We start from the raw sequence: 20,666 nt of genomic DNA on the forward strand, positions 1-20,666 counted from the left end.
GCCGTCGACCGCTTCTTTCACGGCGATACTGCAACCTCCCGTCGCGGCGCGCGATTCTGTCCGCACCAGCAAGCGCAAAGGCCCCGGATGCGAGTCGTCACCCTGCCCGAACCCGACGATTTCGACGCCTGGCGCGCCGCCGCGCGCGATCTGGCCGCCGCCGACGTGCCCGCCGATGCGATCGTCTGGCAGGTGGGATCGCAACCGACCGACCTGTTCGGCAGCGCGGAACCGACCCCGGCGCCGGCCAGTCCCGCGCCCGGCGGCTTCTCCGTGCCGCGCGCGTTCCTCGACCTGGGCCGGCATGTCGTGATGGCGAACGATCCCGCCCGCTTCTCGCTGCTCTACACGTTGCTCACCCGCCTGCGCCGCGAGCCGCGGCTGATCGAGGATCAGGCCGACCCGCTGGTCCGCAAGTTGGAGACGCTGGCCAAGGGGGTGCGCCGCGACATCCACAAGATGCGCGCCTTCCTCCGCTTCCGCGAAGTGGCGGACGAGGACGGCACGCCGCGCTTCGTCGCCTGGTTCGAGCCGGAGCATCATATCGTCCGCGCCAACGCCGCCTTCTTCGTCAATCGCTTCGCCTCGATGCGCTGGTCGATCCTGACGCCGGAGGTGTCGCTCCACTGGGACGGACAGTCGCTGAGCGAAGGTCCGCCCGCGACCAAGGCCGATGCGCCGGACGGCGACCCGACCGAGGAGGTGTGGAAGACCTATTACAGCAGCATCTTCAACCCCGCCCGGCTGAAGGTCGGCGCGATGCTGAAGGAGATGCCGCGCAAATATTGGAAGAACATGCCGGAAACCGCGCTGGTGCCGCAATTGCTGGCCGGCGCGCAGGCGCGGGAGGCGAAGATGATCGAGACGGCCCCACGGACCGAAGGGCGCGGCATCACCGGCGACAATCGCCGGCTGGCCTGGGAGGCGCTGCGCGAGGAGGCGGCGGGCTGCACCCGCTGCCCGCTCTACAAGCCGGCAACGCAGACCGTGTTCGGCGAGGGGCCGGTCGATGCCGCATTGATGTTCGTCGGCGAGCAGCCGGGCGACCAGGAGGATCTGGCCGGCCGCCCCTTTGTCGGTCCCGCCGGACAGATGTTCGACCGCGCGCTGGCGGAAGCGGCGATCGACCGGTCCACCGTCTACGTCACCAATGCGGTCAAGCATTTCAAGTTCGAGCCGCGCGGCAAGCGCCGCATCCACGCCAAGCCCGGCGCCGGCGAGATCGATGCCTGCCGCTGGTGGGTCGAGCAGGAGCAGATGCTGGTCCGCCCGCGCGTCACCGTGGCGCTGGGCGCGACGGCGGCGCGCTCGCTGTTCGGGCGGGTGATGACGATCGGCAAGGAGCGCGGCCGCGAGCTGCGGCTGGCGGATGGCGGATCGGCCTGGATCACCATCCATCCCAGCTATCTGCTCCGCCTACCCGACCCGGCCCAGGCGGAGGTGGAATATGCGCGCTTCGTCGAGGATTTGAAGCTGGCGGCGGCGGCCTTGGCGTAGGGCAACCGGCCTGCTGCGGAACAGCCGTCGGCATGGCCCCTGAACCTTGATGCGACAGGCCCGTTGATCACCGTCCAAGGGAAATCCGGCGTGGCTGCCCCCGCACCATCATTGCCGGTCCCGATCGGGAGCAGGTGACATGCGGCCATTGTCGCTTCTTTTCATCAGCGCCACGCTGGGCGCGGCGATGCCGGCACAGGCCGGGCCGAAGCCGGCGAACATCAGCTGGGCCAAAGCCGGCGTTTCGTTCGAGGCCTATCGGCAGGATACGCTGGACTGCGCCAACCGCACCTATGGCCTGGATGTGAGCATGAAGCCGCAGACGGCCTCGGCCCTGTCGGCGCTGAACAACGCGCAGCTCACTGCCGTCGTCACCGGCCTGACTCCCGGCTCGCGGACCGGCACGCCGGACTATCGGGGGGGCGCGGACGGCTATCGCGCGGTGATGAACGTGGTGGCGCCCAACCGGACGCTGCTGCGCACCTCCACCTATACCGAGACGTTCCGCCACGCCGCCTATCGCGACGTGGTCGACCAACTGCAAGCCGTGCTCGATTACTGCCTCGTCTCGCGCGGCTACCACCGATTCGCACTACGCCGGTCGGAGACGGCCGCTCTGCGCCGCCTGCCCGCCGGGTCCGAGGAACGCGCCCGCTATCTCCATTCGCTGGCGGCCGCGCCCTCGCGCCCGTCCTGACGGGCGTTCACATCTCGCGCGGGTCGGGCCCCAGCCGGCCGTCCGGCGTGTCGAGTTCGTCGATCGCGGCGATGTCGTCCGCGCTCAACTGCCAGTCGGCCGCCGCCAGATTGTCGCTCAGATGCTCGGCGCTCGACGCCTTGGGGATCACCGAATAGCCCTTGGCCAGATGCCAGGCGATCACGACCTGCGCCGCCGACCGGTGGTGACGATCGGCGATGGCGGTGATGCGCGGGTCGGTGAGCAGCGCCTTGCCCTGACCGATCGGGCTCCAGCTCTGCGTCACGATGCCATGCGCCTGATGATAGGCGACGTTCTCGCGCTGCTGGAAGGTCGGGTGCAGCTCGATCTGATTGACCGCCGGGGTGACGCCGGTCGCCGCGACGATCGCGTCGAGATGCTCGGGCAGGAAGTTGGACACGCCGATCGACAGCGCCTTGCCCGCGTCGCGCAGGCGCACCATCGCCGCCCAGGCCTCGACGAACTGCCCCGCCCCCGGCACCGGCCAGTGCATCAGGTAGAGATCCACCGAATCGCGCCCCAGCAGCGCCAGGCTCTCGTCCAGCGCGGCCTCGGCCGCGTCCTGCCGGTCGTTCCACAATTTGGTGGTGACCCACACGTCGCTGGCCTTCACGCCGTCGCCGACGCCACGCTCGTTGCGATAGATGGCGGCGGTGTCGACCAGGCGATAGCCCAGGTCGATGCCCTGGCGGACGATGGCCGCCGCCTGGGAGTCGGAAATCTGCCACGTGCCCATGCCCAATTGGGGCATGGCGCGGCCGTCGTTCAGGGTCAGATCGGTCATGCCCGCGCCAACCCGCGGGCGCACTGGCCAGTTCCCGATGCCCGGATGCGGATTGACCCCTTGGGCGCGCTCGGCCAAGCGGCGGGCCATGGTCGAAAAGATATTGGGGACGCTCGCCGCGTTCGTCATCGCGGTGATCTCGGGCGGCGGCTATTGGGGCATCGCGCTGCTGATGGCGATCGAGAGCGCGTGCATCCCGCTCCCCTCCGAACTCATCATGCCGTTCGCCGGCTATCTGGTGTCGACCGGACGGTTCGACCTGTTCCTGGCCGCGACGGCGGGCGCGATCGGCTGCAATCTCGGCTCGATCGTCGCCTATGAAGTCGGCAAGCGCGGCGGCCGGCCGGTGGCGGAACGCTGGGGCCGCTACCTGCTGATCGGCGCGGACGAACTGGATGCGGCCGACCGTTTCTTCCGCCGCTGGGGCCCGGCGGCGGTGCTGATCGGCCGGTTGCTGCCGGTGATCCGTACCTTCATCGCCTTTCCGGCCGGGGTCGCGCGGATGCCGCTGATCCCCTTCCACCTTTATACCTTCATCGGCTCCTGGCCCTTCTGCCTGGGACTGGCCTGGGTCGGCATGACGCTGGGCGACAAGTGGAACAGCGATCCGCGCCTGAAGGCCGCCTTCCACCAGGCGGACCTCGCCATCGGGCTGGTGCTGGTCGCGGCGATCAGCCTCTATGTCTGGCACCGGGTGCGGGGGATCCGCAAGAACCGCGCCTGACCCGCCAGAGCAGCACCGCCATCAGCGGCAGCGCGACCGCCAGATAGGCGGACAGGCCGCTCCACGCCGACCAGCCCAGCCATTCGCCGGGCCAGGTCTGCAACGCGCCGGGGCGGAAGCGCTGCTCGATCACATAGGTCCAGACGGGCCAGCGATAGTCCGGCGGCGCGAAGATGTCGGCAGCGGCGATGACGAGGTTGACCGCCATCGACAGCGCCAGCAGCGCGGCGGTCGCGACCCGCCCCCACCGCCCCCGCTCCGCCCAGAAGGGCGCCAGCCCCAGCGCGAGCATCCCGATCGCCGGCACGGCATGGCGCGGCCCGGTGGAATTGCCGCCGTCCCAATAGAAATAGGCGGCGTTGACCAGCAGCACGATCGCCACCACGCCACCCGCCATGGCGGCGAGCCCGCGCGTCCGCCCATCGTCCGCCAGCCGCGCCAGCCCCGGCACGCCAAGCACCAGGATCGGCGCGACCCAGACCAGGCCGCGTCGGTCGCCCAGCACGATCTCCAGCAGCACCTTGGGCCGGGGCCAGGTCAGGCCGAACAGCCCCTGCTGCATGCCCGCGAAACCGGTCACCCCGGCATAGGCGATTCGGAACGGCGTCCCGAAGGCGAGCAGGTTGTAGAGGGCCAGCGGCACCAGCATCGCCACGCCGCCCAGCGCCGCGAGCCCCAGCACGCGCCAGCGATCGGCGCGTGGCCAGGCGCGCGCCGCCGCCCAGAGCGCGATCGCGCCGCCCGCCAGCACCGCCTGATACTCGACTACCACCGCCCAGCCCAGCGCCATGCCGCCGGCCAGCGCCAGTCCGACGCGGCGCTCGCCCGGCCCGGTCGCGCGCCACAGGCACCATCCGGCGATGACATAGAGCGCCGCCACCACCGCATGGCCGGTGATCGTGCCCGACCATCCCCAGATCGGCGTGCCCAGCGCATAGCCCAAAGCCGCGACCAGTCCCGCCCCCGCCTGGCCGGTCAGCGCCATGCCCCAGTCGAACAGCAGCACCGCCGCCAATGCGGTCAGCCATGCCGGCCCCGTCGCCACCGCGACGCGCATCCGGAGGCGCAGGAAGCGGGCGAGGGTCGGATCGTAGAAGGAGAGATTCTGTCCGGCGGCGGTCGTGCCGCTCCACCGGTCGACGATCGCGACGGCGGGCAGCGCCGTCAGCGTCATGCCGGGCGCCTTGTCGAGATAGGCGTGGGGGCCGAACTGCGCCTTGTCGATCGTCAGCGGCGCATATTCGTCGATCGTCGCATCGCCCTGTTCGACCAGGCTGAGCGCGGCGAACATCCGCGTGGCGTTATTGGGATTGAGCTCCCACGATCCGAACCAGGCGACCGACAGCCAGACCAGCAGGAACAGCAGCGCCCGGACGCCGCGCGGTGCCGTCGTTCCTCGATCCACCACGCCCTGCCCCCGCGATTTCGCTCGGCAGCATGGCTATCCGCCCGGCCGGCGAGGGTAAAGGGCGGTGCCGCCTATGCGAAGGCGGACATGCGGTGGCCGGCGAAGCTGTCGCCGGTCAGGCCTTGCAGGCGGCGGCGGGTATTGGCCGCCAGCAGGTTGACATAGATGCGGCACGTCTCGTTCAGCCGCTGCGCTTCCTCGGCCAGCTCGCGCAGGTCGATGCCGGCCGGACCGGTGCCCGCCGCGGCGACCGCGTCGATGCCGGACAGCTTGTCGGCGGTCGCCCGCTCCAGCGCGCGCGCGTCGTTCGCCTTCAGCGCGGCGATCTCGGCATGAAGGGCCTCGATCACCCGGACGAGCGCGTCACGCCTGTTCATTGGACTTCCACTCCAGCTTGAGCGCGATCAGCCGATCGGCGATGGTCGAGGGGGATAGCGGGAACTTGCCGTCCGCGATCGCCCGGCGGATCTGGGCGACGCGGTCGGTATCGACCGGCGGCGTGGCGGCCATCGACTTGGCGAGGCGCGTCGATTCCGTGGCGACGGGCACGGCGGCGGGTTCGGGCGACGCACTGGTCACCACCTTCGCGACGGGCGCGATGGGGGCCGAAGCGGTGATCCGCGACGTCCCACCTGCCTTCCAACCAATCGAGTCCACCATGTCCAGCCTTTCGGGTTACACCGACAAGCCAGGAAACGGCCGGTCGCGCGCCGGCTTTAGCGAAAAGATTCAGTCACCCCAGCCCGGCAGCGTCGCCCGGCCGGCCGCAAGCGCCATCGCCTGCACGGGCGCCTTGGCGTCCTCCACCCGGACCAGGAAGCGCGCGCCGGGCGCGGCATCGGCCATCGCCACGCCCTCGCGGCTGATCGCGAAGCCCTCCGACCCCGCCTCGATCACCACCGGGTCGCCGCGCCGGATCACCGGCTCCGCCTTGACCGGAGGGACGACGCGCGGCGCGGCGGCGGCGGCGGCGACGTTCGCCACCGGCACGCTGCGACGGACCGGCACGAACAGCCGCCAGTCGGGACCGGTGCAGGAGATCGTCACCGCGTCATGCGCATCGCTGCGCCAGGCGATCGCCGCCATCGGGCAGGCGCGCAGCCGCAGGCGCGCGTCGATCGGGGTGCGTGCGCCGCCCTCCTCGCCCAGCGCATGTCCGGTGAAGCCGGCGACCGCGCGGTCGAGCGCGGCGATATCCTGAAAGGCGGCGGGAGCGGCGGCGGCGAGCAGCAGGGCGACGATCATGGGTGGGTCCTTTCGCCGGTGAAGGCGAGGGTGAGGGTGACGGCGGCGGGCCCGGTCGCGGTGGCGACCGACACGCGGGCGGGATCGAGCGGGGCGACTTGCGCGGCGACGGCGCGGGCGCGATCGGCGGCGAGGAGCGCGGGCGAACCGGTCGCGGGATCGACATCGGTGGCGGCCGCCCCCGCCCCGCCGGTGACGGTGATCGACACGCGCGGATCGGCCAACGCCGCGCGGGCCCATTCGCGCACCCCGCGCGCGGCACCGGGCAGCGCCGCCGAGCGGGGCGCGAAGCCATCGATCCGCATCGCCGCGACGGGCAGTGGCGGCGCCTCGGCGTCGAAGCCGGCGCGGACGCCATGCGCCAGTCGCGCGGGATCGACCTTTCCGGCCTGCAGCAGCACGAAGAAGCCGAGCAGCAACAGCGCCAGATCGGCCAGCGTCACCAGCCAGAGCGGCCGGCCGGGGATTCGTTCGGGAAAGTCGGTCATGCCACGCTCGCCAGCGCCAGCGGGGCCTCGCGCCGGGCGAGCGCCACCAGCGGCGCCTCCAGTCGGGCGCGTTCGAACGCCTCGGCCCGTGCCGCGCCGCGCAGACGGCCGGCGATCGGTTGCAGCACCAGATTGGCGAGCACCGCGCCATAGAGCGTGGCGAGCAGCGCCACCGCCATGCCGGCGCCGATCGTCGCGACATCGTCCATGGCGGCGAACATGCGCGCCAGGCCGATCAGCGTGCCGACCATGCCCATCGCCGGTGCCGCTTCCGCCGCCGCCGCCCAGAGTTCCGCCGCCGCGCAATGCCGCTCGGCCCGGGTGCGGCGGCGATCCGCGACCAGCAGCGCCACCGCCTCGCTGTCCGCGCCGTCGACGATCGCGGCGACGGCGGCGGCGACATCGGGGTCGGTCAGCACCGAACGGTCGAGCGCCATCACCCCATGCCGCCGCGCGATCCGCGACAGGGCGGCGACCTGCTGGAGCAGCGGCTCGGCGGCGAACGGCGTGCGCGCCAGCGTGGCGAGCGCGCGTATCCCGCGCGCGGCGTCGCGAAGCGGCGTACGCAGCAGGGCGGCAAGGGTCGTGCCGCCGCCGACGATCGCCAGGGCGACCGGATCGAAGAACATCGCGAATTCCATCGCGGGTGGATCAGCAAGGATCGGGCCAAGCGGGGTTTCCGATTATGTGACCGTGACTTGCCTGCCCACCGGCAATGCTGCCGCCCCGCCGATTGCCGCCGACCGGCAAATTCCTGCCGCTCCGTCCGCCAACCCGCCCCTGCCGTTCCTCGACGAAGGCCGGGGCCCGATTGGGAAGGTCGTTGTCACGGAGCGCCGAGCGTCGTCACCATCGTTCCCCAACCGGGCCCCGGCCTGCGCCGGGGAACCAGAAGGGAAAAAGCGGCCGCCTCCACAAACTGGCACGACCATTGCTTAGTCCGTCCCAAACGCCAATCCGGGCGTGAGGGAGGCCATCGTGGCAGCAGACACATTGTTCGGCGTACATGGAGCCGCGCTCCAGATACGGTCGCAGCGCATGGGCGTGCTGGCGTCGAACATCGCCAACGCCTCCACCCCCGGCTTCAAGGCGCGCGACATCGATTTCGGCGCGGCGCTGTCGTCGATGGAGGGCGGCAACCAGGGCGGGGTCGCGGGCGCGATGAAATATCGCGTGCCGCTCCAGACCTCGATGGACGGCAACACGGTCGAACTGAACGAGGAACAGACCGCCTTCGCCGAGAATGCCGTCCAGTATCAGACGACGCTCTCCTTCCTGAACGGCCGCATCGCCCAGGTCACCCGCGCGCTGAAGGGCGAATAAGCCATGTCCAACCCGCTCTCCATCTTCCAGGTCTCGGGCCGCGCCATGTCGGCGCAGCTCGTGCGGATGAACACCACCGCGTCGAACCTGGCCAATGTCGGCAATGCCGCCGGCTCCGCCGAGGCGGCCTATCGCACGATGAAGCCGGTGTTCCGCACCAGCTTCGACGCCGCCAGCGGCATGGCGACCGTCGATGTCGAGAAGGTCGTGACCGCGGGCGAAGCGCCGACCAAGCGCTACGACCCCGCCAATCCGATGGCCGACAAGGACGGCAACGTCTTCGACGCGGCGGTCGATGAATCGCGCGAACTGGTCGACATGATGGAGACCGCGCGCAGCTACCAGAACAATGTCGAGGTGATGCAGACCGCCAAGTCGCTGATCATCGACACCCTCAAGCTCGGGCGCTGACGATGACGACCTCCACCGCTTTCGACTCCACGCTCGCCGGCCTCGGCATCTCGCGCAGCAGCAGCGCCGCGACCGTCAAGCCCAACGCCTCCACCGCGCTCGGCCAGTCGGACTTCCTGAAGCTGATGACCGCGCAGATGCAGAACCAGGACCCGTTCAACCCGGTCGACAATACCCAGATGGTCGCGCAGATGGCGCAATTCTCCTCGCTCGCCGGCATTTCCGAGATGTCGACGACGCTGAAGGCGATCCAGGACAAGCTGGGCGCGACCACCGCCTCGGACGCCATGGCCTATATCGGCAAGACCGTGCAGACGCCGGGCGCCACTGCCTATGGCCGCACCGGCGGCGGGCTGACCGGCGCGGTCGAGCTGGGCGACGCCGCCTCGCGCGTCACCGTCAGCATCGCCGACCCGAGCGGCAACGTGCTGAAGCAGATGGACCTGGGGGCAAGCCCCAAGGGCACCGTCGCCTATGACTGGGACGGCAAGACGCAGGACGGCGGCGAGGCGGGCAGCGGCCCCTTCACCGTCACCGTCGCGGCCCAGTCGGCGGGCAAGACCGTGCCCGCCACCAACCTCGTCTGGGCGCCGGTCGGTTCGGTCTCGACCACCAGCGGTACCACCGTCCTCACGCTTCCCGGTCTCGGCGAAGTCCCCGTCAGCGCCGTTCGCCAGATCGGCTGAGCCCCTTTTCCAGGAGCAATCCCATGTCCTTCTACACCTCGCTCTCCGGTCTCCAGGCGTCGCAGTCGGAGATGTCGACCATCTCGCACAACCTGGCGAACGTCGCGACCAACGGCTTCAAGAAGAGCCGCACCGAATTCGCCGACGTCATCGCCTCCTCGGTGTCGCTCAACCCGGCGCAGCAGGTCGGCTCGGGCACCGTGGTCAAGGCGAACCGCCAGCAGTTCGGCCAGGGCAACCTGATCCAGTCGGCCAATTCGCTCGACCTCGCCGTGTCCGGCGACGGCTTCTTCGTGGTGAAGCCGGAGGTCGGCGGCGCGAAGGTGAACTTCACGCGCAATGGCGGCTTCTTCGTCGATTCCAGCCGCTATGTCGTCGACTCGCAGGGCGGGCATCTCCAGGTCTATCCGGTCGACGGGTCGGGCGCGGTGGTCGCGACCGGCATCGACTCCGCGACCAGCCTCCAGCTGCCCGCCACCAGCGGCGTCGCGGTGCCGACCAAGAACGTCACCATGTCGCTCAACCTCAACGCCAATGCGTCGATCCCGACCGCCAAGGCGTTCGATCGGTTCGATCCGTCTAGCTACAACCAGTCGGCGCAGACCACCATCTACGACACCGCCGGCAACGCGATGACGCTGACCAACTATTTCGTGCGCGAGACGACGCCGCAGACCGCCAATGACGGCTCCACCTGGAAGGTCTACAGCTTCGTCGGCGACAAGCAGCTGACCAGCAAGGGCGCGGAGGCCACGACGCTGAGCTTCAACGCGTCGGGCGCGATCACCGACCCGGTGACGCAGATCCCCTATGACGAGTTCACCACGGCGGGCGCGACCGCGCCGCAGCAGTTCGGCTTCCAGTTCGGCGTCGACACGACGCAGCTGTCGCAGCCCTTCAACGTCACCGATCGCGGCCAGGACGGCAAGCCGGTCGGCCAGATCCAGGGCGTGTCGATCGACGAGACCGGGCTGGTCAAGGCCAGCTTCTCGAACGGCGACACCCAGGCGCTGGGCCAGGTGATGCTCGCCAATTTCTCCAACCCCGAGGGGTTGCGCCAGCTCGGCTCCAGCTATTGGCAGTCGACCGGCGTGTCGGGCGAGGCGAAGCTGGGCGCGGCCGGGGCCAATGGTTTCGGCAACCTGATGAGCGGCACGATCGAGCGGTCGAACGTCGACATCACCGAGGAACTGGTCAACCTGATCGCGGCGCAGCGCGACTTCCAGGCGAACGCCAAGGCGCTCGATACCGCCAGCCAGATCTCGCAGACGATCTTCAACATCCGCACCTGATCGGACGCGTAAGGGAGGTACGGGGTGGACAAGCTGGTCTATACCGCGGCGACGGGCCTGCGCGCGCACATGGCGGCGCAGGCGGCGATCGCCAACAATATGGCGAACGGCTCCACCACCGGCTTCCGCGCCGACCGGGTGGTGTTCGACCGCATCGAGCTGAAGGGCGGCGGCGCGCAGATCGCGGCGCGGATGCCGAGCGCCGAGGAAGTGACCGATGCCGATCGCACCGCCGGCGCGATCCAGCAGACCGGCCGCCCGCTCGACGTGGCGGTGTCGGGCGATGCCTGGATCGCGGTGCAGGCCGCCGACGGGCAGGAAGCCTATACGCGGCGCGGCGACCTGGAGATCGCGCCCTCGGGCGTGCTCCAGACCGGCGACGGCCATATCGTCATGGGCCAGTCCGGGCCGATCACGCTGCCGCCCGCCTCCTCCGTGTCGATCGGCGCGGATGGCAGCATCACGATCGTGCCGCAGGGCGCGGACGCCACGCAGACGCAGATCGTCGACAAGCTCAAACTGGCGTCGGCCAAGGGCACCGACACGGTCAAGGGGCTGGACAATCTGCTCTATGTCCGGGGCGGCGGCACGCTGCCCGAGGATCTCGACGCGCGCGTGCAGGGCGGTGCGCTGGAGGGGTCCAACGTCAACATGACCCAGGCGCTGGTCGACATGATCGAGAACCAGCGGAGCTACGAAGTCACCGCCAATCTGATGAAGTCCACCAAGGACATGGACGAGAGCAGCACCTCGCTGCTGCGTCTGCCGAGCTGAGGGAAGAACCATGACCAACGCCGCCATGCACATCGCGCGCACCGGGCTCGACGCCCAGGACATGCGGATGCGCGTCATCTCGAACAACCTGGCCAACGTCAACACGACCGGCTTCAAGCGCGACCGCGCCAATTTCGAGACGCTCTCCTATCAGGTGGTGACGACGCCGGGTGCGCAGTCTACCGCCGAGACGCGCTATGCCACCGGCCTCAACCTCGGCACCGGCGTGAAGGTGCAGGGGACCGCGCGGATCGACACGCAGGGGTCGATGCAGCAGACCGGCAACAGCCTGGACCTGGCGCTGGACGGCGACGGCTATTTCCAGGTGCAGCTGCCCGGCGGCACGCTCGGCTATACGCGCGCCGGCAATTTCTCCCGCTCGGCGGAGGGGCTGCTGGTGACCAGCGAGGGCTATCAGGTCCAGCCCGGCATCACGATCCCGGAGAACGCCACCGCGATCACGATCGGCACCGACGGCACCGTCTCGGCCACCGTGCCGGGGCAGAACGAGCCGACCCAGCTCGGGCAGATCCAGGTCGCCAGCTTCCCCAATGCCAGCGGCCTGCAGGCAACCGGCGACAATTACCTGACCGAGACCGCCGCGTCCGGTGCGGCGAACCTGGGCGTCGCCGGCCTGGATGGGCGCGGCAAGGTGCGCCAGGGGTCGCTGGAGGCCTCGAACGTCAATGTCGTCGAGGAACTGGTCGACATGATCGAGACTCAGCGCGCCTATGAGGTCAACAGCAAGATGATCTCGGCGGCCGACGACATGCTGAAATACGTCAACCAGAACCTCTGATCGGGACGCCAGCCCATGTCACCTCGCCTCGCGCTCGTGCCGATCGTCGTGCTCGCCCTCGCGCCCGCGCCCTCGCAGGCCGGGCTGTTCGGCAAGAAGGCCCCGCCGGAGGATTTCTCCGCCGCGCGCGCGGCCCCGCCCGTCGTGCTGGAGCCGGCGACCGGCTCGATCTTCGCCGCGTCGCAGGGCTATGCCGCGCTGTACGAGGGCTGGCGCGCGCGCCGGGTCGGCGATCCGCTGACCATCGTGCTGGTCGAGCAGACGGCGGCGTCCAAATCCGCCTCCTCCAAGCTCGACAGCCAGGGATCGGGCCGGATCACGCCGCCGGCCACCGGCCTGCTCAACCTGTTCCCGCCCTCCTCCGCCACCGCCAGCGGCGCCCGCGCCTTCAACGGCACGGGCGCGGCCGACCAGGCCAATTCGCTGTCGGGCGAGGTGTCGGTGACGGTGGCCGAGGTCTATCCCAACGGCACGATGCTGGTGCAGGGGCAGAAGCGCCTGACGCTCAACCGCGGCGACGAATATGTCCGGATCAAGGGGATCGTCCGCACCGCCGATGTCGATCGCGAGAACCGCGTGCTGTCGACGCGCGTGGCGGATGCGCAGATCGCCTATACCGGCAAGGGCGACGTGGCCCGCGCCAGCCGCCAGGGCTGGCTGTCGCGCTTCTTCTCGGTGGTGAGTCCGTTCTGATGCGGCCGCCGATCGCTAACGCTTTGATAACCAAGCACCCGGCAAAACTTGCCGCCATGCTCCGAGTCTTTTTCGCCGCGCTCGCCGCGCTCATCCTCGCCACCCCGGCGACCGCCGACCGGATCAAGGATCTGGGCGGGTTCCAGGGGATCCGCTCGAACCAGTTGACCGGTTACGGCGTGGTCGTCGGCCTGCCCGGCACCGGCGACGACAATCTGGACTATACGGTCCAGTCGCTGAAGGCGGTCGCCTCGCGCTTCGGCCTGCAACTGCCGCCCAACGCCAATCCGGGGATGAAGAATGCGGCGGTGGTGATGATCACCGCCGAGCTGCCGCCCTTCGCCAAGCCGGGCCAGCGGCTGGACATCACCGTCGCCTCGATGGGCAAGGCCAAGAGCCTGCGCGGCGGCAGTCTGATCCTGACGCCGCTGCTAGGTGCCGACGGACAGATCTATGCGATGGCGCAGGGCAATCTGGCGGTCGGGGGCCTCGGCGCGGAGGGCGCGGACGGGTCGAAGATCGTCGTCAACGTCCCCTCGACCGGCCGCATTCCCGAGGGCGCGACCGTCGAGCGCGCGGTCGCCACCGGCTTCGACACCGCCCCCACCCTCACCTTCAACCTGGCGCGCGCCGATTTCACCACCGCGCAGAATGTCGCGGGCGCGATCAACCAGAAGCTGGGCTTGGGCGTGGCCGAGGCGATCGACGCGGTGTCGATCGCGGTGCGCGCGCCGACCGGCGCGGACCGGCGCGCAACGCTGATGTCGATGATCGAGAATCTCGACGTCGTCTCCGCCGAGCCGCCCGCCAAGGTGATCGTCAACGCGCGCACCGGCACCGTCGTCATCAATTCCGCCGTCCGCGTCGGCCCCGCCGCCGTCACCCATGGCAAGCTGACGGTGCGGATCGACGAGAATCAGCGGATCAGCCAGCCCGCCCCCTTCAGCCAGGGCCAGACCGCGCTGGAGCGCAAGTCCAACGTCGCGATCGACGAGGAGAAGAAGCCGATGTTCCTGCTCGCCCCCGGTCCGCGTCTCGCCGATGTGGTGAAGGCGGTGAACGCGATCGGCGCATCGCCCGCCGACCTGGTCGCCATCCTGGAGGCGCTGAAGGAAGCCGGCGCGCTCAAGGCGGAGCTGATCGTCCTGTGACCGACATCACCACGCCCGCACCGCTCGCCACCACCGCCTCGACCGGCCCCGCCGATGCGCGGCGGCTGGCGACGGGCGCCAATCTCGACAAGGCGGCCAAGCAGTTCGAATCGGTCTTCACCGGCATGATGCTGAAGTCGATGCGCCAGGCCAAGCTGGCCGACCCGCTGTTCGACAGCAAGGCGCTCGACACCTTCCGCGACATGCAGGACCAGATGACCGTCAAGGCGATGGCCGAGCATACGCCCTTGGGAATTGGTAAAGCGATGCGCGAGTTCCTGGCGAAATCGCAAGCCGATCTTAAGACTCCCGAACGATAAGGGCGGGTCATGAGCGACCTCCTGTCCATCGGCGCCTCGGGCGTCCGCGCCTATCAGAGCGCGCTGTCCGTGACCGGCGAGAACATCGCCAATTCGGGCGCGGCCGGCTATGTCCGGCGCAGCGTGCGGCTGACCGAAATGGGCGCGGGCGCCGGGCTGGTCGATGTACCGGCGGCGGGCAATGGCGTGCTGATGACCGGCATCGTCCGTTCCACCGACGTCTATGCCAGCCAGGCGGTGCGGAGCGCCTCCGCCGACCTGTCGCGCACCACGGCGGGCGTGCAATGGCTCGACCGGATCGAGAAGACGCTGACCGGCAACGAATTGTCGGCGCGCATGACCGGCTTCTTCGGCAGCGCCAATACGCTGGCCGCCGAACCCGACTCCACCGCGCTGCGCCAGGGGATGCTGAGCGCCGCCGAGTCGCTCGGCATCGCCTTCACCGCCACCGGCCAGTCGTTCGACCAGATCGACCAGGACATGGACGCGGCCGGCCGCCAGGCGACGACGCAGCTCAACGCGCTGGGCCGCGCGCTGGTCCAGATCAATGACGGCCTGGGCCGCACCACGCCCAACACCGCCGCCGCCGCGCAGCTGACCGACCAGCGCGACCAGATCCTCGACCAGATGAGCGCGATCGTCGATATCGACGTGACCACCGACTCGCTCGGCCGCACCAACGTCAAGCTGGGCGGTGCGAACGGCCAGGCCTTCGTCAACCAGAACCTGTCCGGGGCGGTCGCCTATCAACGGGCCAAGGGCGAGGTCGTGCTGGCCGTGTCGATGAACGGCGGGGTCGGCATCCTGTCGCCCAGCGGCGGCGCGCTCGCCGGCATCGTCGACGGGGCGCAGCGCGTCTCGGCCGCGCGCGAGAAGGTGGAGGATGTCGCCGCCGACTTCGTGGCCCGGGTCAACGCCAACCAGAAGGCGGGCGAGGACCAGACCGGCACCGCCGGGCAGGCGATGTTCACGGTCGGCGGCCGGCCCACCGACATCGCCGTCGCCCTGACCAGCGGCGCGCAGATCGCGGCGGCCGATCCGGGCGGGGGCAGGCGCGACTCGAGCAAGCTGACCGATTTGGAGGGGCTTCGCGGGGCGAAGGGCTGGGAAGCCTCGCTGACCGCGACGATCACCAACAATGCCAGCACGCTCGACCAGCGCAACACCATCGCCGCCGCGCAGGGCGCGATCCGCGACGGCGCGATGTCGGCGCTGACCAGCACCACCGGCGTCAATCTGGACAGCGAGGCGGTGGAGTTGATGCGCTATCAACAGGCGTATCAGGCCTCCAGCCGCGTCATCCAGATCGCGCGCGACACCCTCCAGACCATATTGGATATTCGCTGATGGGCGTGCAGCTTTCCACCGCCAGCTTTTACGACAGCAATGCGCGACGCCTGTCGTCCATGTCGGCGCGCGCGCAGACGTTGCAGACCGAGATCGCCACCGGCAAGCGGATCACCACCCCGTCGCAGGACCCGGCGGTGGCGCAGCAGCTCGCCGAACTGACGCGCAAGGACAGCGACGCCGCCGCCTACGGCGCGAACATGACGCTTGCCGGATCGCTCCTGACCCAGGCGGACGGCGTGCTGGGCCAGATCGCCACCCAGCTCCAGCGCGCGCGCGAACTGACCACCCAGGCGGCGACCGGCACCCAGAATTCCGAGACGCGCAAGATCATCGGCACCGAGCTGGAGTCGATCGTCGGCGCGATCGCCGGCCTGGCCAATACGCGCAACGTGCGCGGCCAGCCGTTGTTCGGCACGCCGGACGGCACGCCCGCCGTGGTGCAGAATACCGGCGGCGGCTTCACCTATGCGCCGATCAACGTGTCCGAAGTGCCGATCGCCGATGGCCAGAGCGTGCAGGCGACCGAGAGCGCCGCGCGCATCTTCACCCAGGCCGACGGCACCGACACGCTGAAGATGCTGTCCGATCTCGCCGCCGCGCTAAAGGACAATGCCACCGACGGCAGCGCCGCCAATGCCGCGCTCGACAAGATCAGCGCCGCGACCGACCAGGTGTCGCTGGTCCAGGCGTCGATCGGCGCGCGATCGGCGCGGGTCGAGCTGCAACAGTCGCTGGCAACCACCGCCAATACCGATCGCGGCGACCTGCGCTCCAAGCTGGAGGATACCGACGTGACCTCGGCGGTGATCGAATTGCAGCAGCTGATGACCGCGCTGTCGGCGACCCAGGCCAGCTTCACCAAATTGTCCGGCCTGTCGCTGTTCGATTATCTGCGCTGAGTCATTTGGCACCAGCATGACGGTCCCCTGACCCCGGATCGTCATCGCGCGCGCCGCGTCGAAGGGGAATTGGGTGCCGGGCACCCGGCAAATTTTTCCGGGCGGTAACGGATTGGCGAGGAAGTCCGGTTAACCCGTTGAACATCAAGCCGGCCTTGGCCGGATACCGGGGGTGTCGCGTTCATGTTTCCAGCCATCGGCCTCGTGGTCCTGCTCGTCATGGTGTTCGGCGGCTTCGCCTTCACGGGCGGCGCGCTCGGCCCCGTCATGGAGGCGATCCCGCACGAGATGCTCATCATCGGCGGCGCGGCGGCGGGCGCGCTCATCATCGGCAATTCGGGCGCCGAGCTGAAGGCGATGGGCGGCGGCCTGGCCAAGGTGTTCAAGGGCCCGAAATACAAGAAGCAGGATTATCTCGACACCATCTTCCTGGTGTCGAAGCTGATGAAGATGCTGCGCATGGAGGGGCCGATCGCGGTGGAGCCGCATGTCGAGGACCCCGCCTCCTCCGCCGTCTTCGCCGAATATCCCAAGCTGTTGAAGGACCATACGCTGATCGCGATGATCGCCGACACGCTGCGGCTGGTGGTGGTGTCGTCGGGCACGCTCGACGTCCATGCGGTCGAGGACGTGATGGACCATGCGATCAAGACCCACCACCACGAGGTGGAGGGGCCGCAGCACACGCTGACCAGCCTGGCCGATTCGCTGCCCGCGCTCGGCATCGTCGCGGCGGTGCTGGGCATCGTGAAGACGATGGGCTCGATCGACAAGCCGCCCTCGGTGCTGGGCGGGATGATCGGGTCGGCGCTGGTCGGCACCTTCATGGGCGTGCTGCTCGCCTATGGCATCGTCTCGCCGCTGGCGGGCCGGCTGAAGCAGGTGATCGACGCCGACGCCGCCATCTATGACGTGGTGAAGCAGATCATCATCGCCTCGCTCCACGGCCATCCGCAGCCCCTGGTGATCGAGGCGGCGCGCGCCGGCATCGCGCACAAGAACCAGCCCGGCTTCGCCGAGGTGTTCGACGGGCTGAGGGGCAAGTAACATGGCGAAAGCGGCACCGCACGGCCACAACATCCCGCCCAAGATCATCGTCAAGAAGATCTATATCGAGGGCGGCGGCGGCCATCATGGCGGCGCGTGGAAGGTCGCCTATGCCGATTTCGTGACCGCGATGATGGCGTTCTTCCTGCTGCTCTGGCTGCTCGGCGCCACGACCGAGAAGCAGCGCAAGGGCATCGCCGACTATTTCGCGCCGACCTTGATCGACACGCATGCGATCGGCATCGGCGGCTCGGGCCTGCTCGGCGGCGAATCGCTGATGTCGAACAACAAGCTGGGACCCAAGGCCGCCGCCGCGCGCGTCGCGTCGATGGGCCTGGCCGCGCCGATCGAGCAGCAGGGGCCGGAAAGCGGCCTGGGCAAGAAGGGCTCGCTGCGCAGCACGCCGGCCAGCCGCGCCGAGGATCTGAAATCCTTCGAGGCGATGCGCCGCCAGGTGATGGCCAAGATCGCCGGGTCGAAGCAGCTCGCCAGGCTCGCCAACCATATCCGCTTCGTCCGCACCGCCGACGGCCTGCGCATCGACCTGGTCGACGATGCGGATTATTCGATGTTCGGCAGCGGCACGACGGTGCTGGACGGGCGCGCGGGCGATCTGATCGGCATGATCGCCCAGTCGATCGCGCCGATGGGCAACCCGATCATGATCCGCGGCCATACCGACAGCGTGCCCTATGGCGACCCGCGCGCGATGAACAACTGGATGCTCGCCACCGGCCGCGCCGAGGCGACCCGCCGCCGCCTGGCGCTGGGCGGCATCCCCGAGGCGCGGTTCGACCGGATCGAGGGCGTCGCCGACCGCGAGCCGATGATCGCCAACAACCCCGCCGACCCCCGCAACCGCCGGGTGGCGATCACCTTGCTCTATCGACGGGGCGTGTTCGGGCAGTGAGCGGGGCCCGATCGACGTCCGGTGCGCCTCAGAAGTTGGCGGACACGCCCATCCAGAAGGTCCGGCCGTAATTGACGGTGCCATAGGTCGCATCGTCCAACCGCTTGTCGCCGACATTGTAGATGCCGCCCTGGACCCGGAACCCGCGGCCCAGGTCATGGCTGCCCAGCAGGTCCGCCGTCAGATAGGCGGGGGCGGACCCGCCGGTGATCAGCGCCTGATATTCGCGACCATAATAGTTGATCGAGGTCCACAGCCGCGTCGCCTGGCTGAGGTCCCAGTCGCCGCGCACATTGCCCTTCCATTTCGGCGTCAGGGCCAGCGGCGCACCCTTGTTCGGGCCGCTCTTCTGCTCGGAATCGAGATAGGTCATGTTGCCGCGCACCGAGAAGGCGGGATCGATCCGCCAGCGTCCGCTCACCTCGACGCCCAGGATCGACGCGCGGTTGACATTGATTCGGTCGAGCACCTGCAACCCCTCCCAGCGCCGGCTGGTGGTCACCGTCGACAGCTGGTCGCGGAAATCATTGTAGAAGATCGTCGCGCCCGCCGAAATACCGCTTCGATTCGACCACATGGCGGTCGCTTCGTAATTGGTGCTGCTCTCCGGCTTCAGGTCGGGATTGCCGAACTGAACGAAGCGGTTGCGCCGGACCACGGCATAGTCGGGGATGACCGCGCGCAGCTCGGGCGCCTTGAAGCCGCGGGCGACGCCGCCCTTCAGCGTCCAGCGGTCGGTGACATGCCACACGGCATAGGCGCGCGGATTGACGTGCTGGCCATATTTCTGGTGATCGTCCAGCCGGATGCCGCCGGTCAGGCTCAGCCCCGGCAGGACCCGCCATTCCGTCTCCGCGAAGATGCCGCGCTGGACCACGGAATAGCGCTCATATTCCCGCTCGTTGGGCTTGCCGCGATTGGCCTGGTTCCAGTCGCGCAGGCCGGTGCGCAGCCATTGCACGCCGATGGTGGTGGTGTTGCGGGTGGTCGGCAGGACCAGCTTGGCGTCGAACACCTGGTTGCGCACCTCCGGCCGGCGTCCGAAGACATCGGTCTGGGCGGGGGTCGCCAGTCCTTCGCGGCTCGACGTCTCGTCCAGATAGGACAGGAAGGAGGCGAGCCGGCCCCAGCGGCCATTGTGCATCAGCGACCAATAGTCGCGGTTATTGTCCTGCTGGCGCGTCGACCAATTGGGGCTGATGCCCTGCCCGTTGCGCAGGCGCGACACGCCGCCCTCCAGGATCAGTTCCTGGTTCGCCGCCGGGGTCAGCACCGCGCGTCCGGTCGCGCTGCGGTTGCGCGCGCGGGCGAAGCCATTGGTGACCAGGACATTGTCGTCCGCCGCGCGGCCCAGATAGCTGCTCCAGGCCTGTACGCCCAGCAGCCCGCCGATCACTGGCCCGCTGATATAGCCCTGTACGAAACCTTCATTGCCCTGGTCGCCATGCTGGCGCAGCGAATAGTCGTAGGACAGGGTGCCGCTCCACACCGGCGTCGGTCGGCGGGTGATGACGTTGATGACGCCGCCGATCGCGTCCGAGCCGTAGAGCGACGACATCGGTCCGCGCACCACCTCGATCCGCTCGATCGCGGCGGCGGGCGGGGTCAGGCTCTGCTCATAGCCGCGATTGCCGTTGACCCGCGATTCGCGCGCGCTCTGCCGCCGGCCGTCGACCAGGATCAGCGTATAGTCGCCCGGCATGCCGCGCATCTGGATGTCGCGTTCGTTGGCGTTGCCGTTGACGACAACACCCTCCACGTCGCGCACGGCGTCGGCCAGGTTATGGATCGCGCGGCGGCGCAGGTCCGCGCCGTCGATGACCGTGACCGAGGCCGGCGCATCCTCCTGCTTCTGTTGAAAGCCGGTGGCGGTCACGACGATATCGTCGCCGCCGCCGGTCTCGGACGCGGTCGGCGTGGTGCTTTGCGCCTGTGCCGACGTCGCGACGATCATGGCCGCCAGCGACAGGACAGCAGAATAGGACCGCGTCGACGGACGCGGGAAACGGTTAGGCAGCATGAATTCCCCCTACGGAATGAGCCTCTCCCAACGCGTTCCCGCTAATGCGGATGCGAACCGGTATCAACTACAAAATAACGTAGATTTCATCTCCGGGTTGGCATGGGGCCGCGCTCGGGACGCGAGC

At 69.1% G+C, this 20,666-nt stretch carries 24 protein-coding genes; 16 read left to right on the forward strand and 8 right to left on the reverse strand.

Annotated features, from left to right (window positions below; all coding sequences use genetic code 11):
* The first annotated feature begins 87 nt into the window (after window positions 1-87).
* Window positions 88-1,497 (forward strand): UdgX family uracil-DNA binding protein, encoded by a 1,410-nt coding sequence (locus QE452_RS14730; protein WP_309659498.1) that lies wholly within the window; start codon window positions 88-90, stop codon window positions 1,495-1,497.
* Window positions 1,498-1,645: 148 nt separating this feature from the next.
* Window positions 1,646-2,194 (forward strand): hypothetical protein, encoded by a 549-nt coding sequence (locus QE452_RS14735; protein ID WP_309659497.1) that lies wholly within the window; start codon window positions 1,646-1,648, stop codon window positions 2,192-2,194.
* 7 nt (window positions 2,195-2,201) lie between these two features.
* Here the strand turns inward: QE452_RS14735 and QE452_RS14740 are convergent, their stop codons facing one another.
* Window positions 2,202-2,999, reverse strand: coding sequence for an aldo/keto reductase (locus QE452_RS14740; RefSeq protein ID WP_309659496.1), 798 nt, complete (start codon window positions 2,997-2,999; stop codon window positions 2,202-2,204).
* An 88-nt stretch (window positions 3,000-3,087) separates the two neighbouring features.
* Here QE452_RS14740 and QE452_RS14745 point away from each other — a divergent pair, with 88 nt between their 5' ends.
* On the forward strand, window positions 3,088-3,723 hold the full coding sequence (locus QE452_RS14745; protein ID WP_125995961.1) for a DedA family protein: 636 nt from the start codon (window positions 3,088-3,090) through the stop codon (window positions 3,721-3,723).
* On the opposite strand, the gene QE452_RS14750 is transcribed toward QE452_RS14745, so the two are convergent.
* The 6 genes from QE452_RS14750 to QE452_RS14775 all read right to left on the reverse strand — a co-directional run bounded on the left by QE452_RS14750 (window position 3,671) and on the right by QE452_RS14775 (window position 7,493).
* Entirely contained in the window at window positions 3,671-5,128 is a 1,458-nt protein-coding gene (locus QE452_RS14750; protein ID WP_309730323.1) for a hypothetical protein, read from the reverse strand. The two genes, QE452_RS14745 and QE452_RS14750, sit on opposite strands and share 53 nt — an antisense overlap.
* 74 nt (window positions 5,129-5,202) lie before the next feature.
* Window positions 5,203-5,508 carry a flagellar protein FlgN gene (locus QE452_RS14755; RefSeq protein WP_125995962.1) on the reverse strand — a complete coding sequence of 102 codons (306 nt, stop codon included), beginning with the start codon at window positions 5,506-5,508 and terminating at the stop codon, window positions 5,203-5,205.
* On the reverse strand, window positions 5,495-5,791 hold the full coding sequence (gene flgM / locus QE452_RS14760; protein WP_309659494.1) for a flagellar biosynthesis anti-sigma factor FlgM: 297 nt from the start codon (window positions 5,789-5,791) through the stop codon (window positions 5,495-5,497). Before flgM ends, QE452_RS14755 begins: the two co-directional genes overlap by 14 nt.
* Window positions 5,792-5,860: 69 nt before the next feature.
* The gene (locus QE452_RS14765; protein WP_309659493.1) at window positions 5,861-6,376 is read right to left on the reverse strand and encodes a flagella basal body P-ring formation protein FlgA; all 516 of its coding nucleotides are present in this window, start codon (window positions 6,374-6,376) and stop codon (window positions 5,861-5,863) included.
* The gene (locus QE452_RS14770) at window positions 6,373-6,864 is read right to left on the reverse strand and encodes a flagellar motor protein MotB (protein ID WP_309659492.1); all 492 of its coding nucleotides are present in this window, start codon (window positions 6,862-6,864) and stop codon (window positions 6,373-6,375) included. The genes QE452_RS14765 and QE452_RS14770 overlap by 4 nt, the downstream gene beginning before the upstream one ends.
* A complete protein-coding gene (locus QE452_RS14775) occupies window positions 6,861-7,493 on the reverse strand; it encodes a MotA/TolQ/ExbB proton channel family protein (RefSeq protein WP_309659491.1) in 633 nt (210 codons plus the stop codon). The genes QE452_RS14770 and QE452_RS14775 overlap by 4 nt, the downstream gene beginning before the upstream one ends.
* A gap of 349 nt (window positions 7,494-7,842) precedes the next feature.
* Here QE452_RS14775 and flgB point away from each other — a divergent pair, with 349 nt between their 5' ends.
* From flgB to QE452_RS14840, 13 genes are all read left to right on the forward strand, one after another.
* On the forward strand, window positions 7,843-8,187 hold the full coding sequence (gene flgB, locus QE452_RS14780) for a flagellar basal body rod protein FlgB (protein ID WP_309659490.1): 345 nt from the start codon (window positions 7,843-7,845) through the stop codon (window positions 8,185-8,187).
* Between the two features lie 3 nt (window positions 8,188-8,190).
* Entirely contained in the window at window positions 8,191-8,598 is a 408-nt protein-coding gene (gene flgC / locus QE452_RS14785) for a flagellar basal body rod protein FlgC (protein ID WP_125995968.1), read from the forward strand.
* A gap of 2 nt (window positions 8,599-8,600) precedes the next feature.
* Window positions 8,601-9,284 carry a flagellar hook capping FlgD N-terminal domain-containing protein gene (locus QE452_RS14790; RefSeq protein ID WP_309659489.1) on the forward strand — a complete coding sequence of 228 codons (684 nt, stop codon included), beginning with the start codon at window positions 8,601-8,603 and terminating at the stop codon, window positions 9,282-9,284.
* A gap of 23 nt (window positions 9,285-9,307) precedes the next feature.
* Window positions 9,308-10,576, forward strand: coding sequence for a flagellar hook protein FlgE (locus QE452_RS14795; protein ID WP_309659488.1), 1,269 nt, complete (start codon window positions 9,308-9,310; stop codon window positions 10,574-10,576).
* Window positions 10,577-10,600: 24 nt separating this feature from the next.
* Window positions 10,601-11,350, forward strand: a complete 750-nt coding sequence (locus QE452_RS14800; RefSeq protein WP_309659487.1) for a flagellar basal body rod protein FlgF — start codon at window positions 10,601-10,603, stop codon at window positions 11,348-11,350.
* A gap of 10 nt (window positions 11,351-11,360) precedes the next feature.
* Window positions 11,361-12,149 (forward strand): flagellar basal-body rod protein FlgG, encoded by a 789-nt coding sequence (gene flgG / locus QE452_RS14805; protein WP_125995972.1) that lies wholly within the window; start codon window positions 11,361-11,363, stop codon window positions 12,147-12,149.
* A gap of 15 nt (window positions 12,150-12,164) precedes the next feature.
* Window positions 12,165-12,842, forward strand: a complete 678-nt coding sequence (locus tag QE452_RS14810) for a flagellar basal body L-ring protein FlgH (protein WP_309659486.1) — start codon at window positions 12,165-12,167, stop codon at window positions 12,840-12,842.
* Between the two features lie 56 nt (window positions 12,843-12,898).
* Window positions 12,899-13,993 carry a flagellar basal body P-ring protein FlgI gene (locus tag QE452_RS14815; RefSeq protein WP_125995974.1) on the forward strand — a complete coding sequence of 365 codons (1,095 nt, stop codon included), beginning with the start codon at window positions 12,899-12,901 and terminating at the stop codon, window positions 13,991-13,993.
* Window positions 13,990-14,313, forward strand: a complete 324-nt coding sequence (locus QE452_RS14820) for a rod-binding protein (RefSeq protein ID WP_309659485.1) — start codon at window positions 13,990-13,992, stop codon at window positions 14,311-14,313. Before QE452_RS14815 ends, QE452_RS14820 begins: the two co-directional genes overlap by 4 nt.
* A gap of 9 nt (window positions 14,314-14,322) precedes the next feature.
* On the forward strand, window positions 14,323-15,660 hold the full coding sequence (gene flgK / locus QE452_RS14825) for a flagellar hook-associated protein FlgK (RefSeq protein ID WP_309659484.1): 1,338 nt from the start codon (window positions 14,323-14,325) through the stop codon (window positions 15,658-15,660).
* Window positions 15,660-16,562, forward strand: a complete 903-nt coding sequence (locus tag QE452_RS14830; protein ID WP_309659483.1) for a flagellar hook-associated protein 3 — start codon at window positions 15,660-15,662, stop codon at window positions 16,560-16,562. Before flgK ends, QE452_RS14830 begins: the two co-directional genes overlap by 1 nt.
* A 183-nt stretch (window positions 16,563-16,745) precedes the next feature.
* Window positions 16,746-17,609 (forward strand): flagellar motor stator protein MotA, encoded by an 864-nt coding sequence (gene motA / locus QE452_RS14835; protein ID WP_125995976.1) that lies wholly within the window; start codon window positions 16,746-16,748, stop codon window positions 17,607-17,609.
* Between the two features lies 1 nt (window position 17,610).
* On the forward strand, window positions 17,611-18,519 hold the full coding sequence (locus tag QE452_RS14840; protein WP_309659482.1) for a flagellar motor protein MotB: 909 nt from the start codon (window positions 17,611-17,613) through the stop codon (window positions 18,517-18,519).
* A 28-nt stretch (window positions 18,520-18,547) separates the two neighbouring features.
* Here QE452_RS14840 and QE452_RS14845 read toward each other — a convergent pair whose 3' ends face one another.
* Window positions 18,548-20,539: a TonB-dependent receptor domain-containing protein gene (locus QE452_RS14845; RefSeq protein ID WP_309659481.1), complete on the reverse strand. Its 1,992-nt coding sequence runs from the start codon at window positions 20,537-20,539 to the stop codon at window positions 18,548-18,550.
* Between the last annotated feature and the right edge of the window lie 127 nt (window positions 20,540-20,666).

The sequence above is a fragment of the Sphingomonas sp. SORGH_AS_0438 genome (assembly GCF_031453475.1).
Taxonomy (GTDB): domain Bacteria; phylum Pseudomonadota; class Alphaproteobacteria; order Sphingomonadales; family Sphingomonadaceae; genus Sphingomonas.

Bases quoted from the DNA above. Each gene is read 5' to 3' on its own strand.
- QE452_RS14730 (WP_309659498.1), top strand. From the start codon at position 88: ATGCGAGTCGTCACCCTGCCCGAACCCGACGATTTCGACGCCTGGCGC.
- QE452_RS14740 (WP_309659496.1), bottom strand. From the start codon at position 2,999: ATGACCGATCTGACCCTGAACGACGGCCGCGCCATGCCCCAATTGGGC.
- QE452_RS14745 (WP_125995961.1), top strand. From the start codon at position 3,088: ATGGTCGAAAAGATATTGGGGACGCTCGCCGCGTTCGTCATCGCGGTG.
- QE452_RS14755 (WP_125995962.1), bottom strand. From the start codon at position 5,508: ATGAACAGGCGTGACGCGCTCGTCCGGGTGATCGAGGCCCTTCATGCC.
- flgM (WP_309659494.1), bottom strand. From the start codon at position 5,791: ATGGTGGACTCGATTGGTTGGAAGGCAGGTGGGACGTCGCGGATCACC.
- QE452_RS14765 (WP_309659493.1), bottom strand. From the start codon at position 6,376: ATGATCGTCGCCCTGCTGCTCGCCGCCGCCGCTCCCGCCGCCTTTCAG.
- QE452_RS14770 (WP_309659492.1), bottom strand. From the start codon at position 6,864: ATGACCGACTTTCCCGAACGAATCCCCGGCCGGCCGCTCTGGCTGGTG.
- QE452_RS14775 (WP_309659491.1), bottom strand. From the start codon at position 7,493: ATGTTCTTCGATCCGGTCGCCCTGGCGATCGTCGGCGGCGGCACGACC.
- flgC (WP_125995968.1), top strand. From the start codon at position 8,191: ATGTCCAACCCGCTCTCCATCTTCCAGGTCTCGGGCCGCGCCATGTCG.
- QE452_RS14790 (WP_309659489.1), top strand. From the start codon at position 8,601: ATGACGACCTCCACCGCTTTCGACTCCACGCTCGCCGGCCTCGGCATC.
- QE452_RS14795 (WP_309659488.1), top strand. From the start codon at position 9,308: ATGTCCTTCTACACCTCGCTCTCCGGTCTCCAGGCGTCGCAGTCGGAG.
- flgG (WP_125995972.1), top strand. From the start codon at position 11,361: ATGACCAACGCCGCCATGCACATCGCGCGCACCGGGCTCGACGCCCAG.
- QE452_RS14810 (WP_309659486.1), top strand. From the start codon at position 12,165: ATGTCACCTCGCCTCGCGCTCGTGCCGATCGTCGTGCTCGCCCTCGCG.
- QE452_RS14815 (WP_125995974.1), top strand. From the start codon at position 12,899: ATGCTCCGAGTCTTTTTCGCCGCGCTCGCCGCGCTCATCCTCGCCACC.
- flgK (WP_309659484.1), top strand. From the start codon at position 14,323: ATGAGCGACCTCCTGTCCATCGGCGCCTCGGGCGTCCGCGCCTATCAG.
- QE452_RS14830 (WP_309659483.1), top strand. From the start codon at position 15,660: ATGGGCGTGCAGCTTTCCACCGCCAGCTTTTACGACAGCAATGCGCGA.
- motA (WP_125995976.1), top strand. From the start codon at position 16,746: ATGTTTCCAGCCATCGGCCTCGTGGTCCTGCTCGTCATGGTGTTCGGC.
- QE452_RS14840 (WP_309659482.1), top strand. From the start codon at position 17,611: ATGGCGAAAGCGGCACCGCACGGCCACAACATCCCGCCCAAGATCATC.
- QE452_RS14845 (WP_309659481.1), bottom strand. From the start codon at position 20,539: ATGCTGCCTAACCGTTTCCCGCGTCCGTCGACGCGGTCCTATTCTGCT.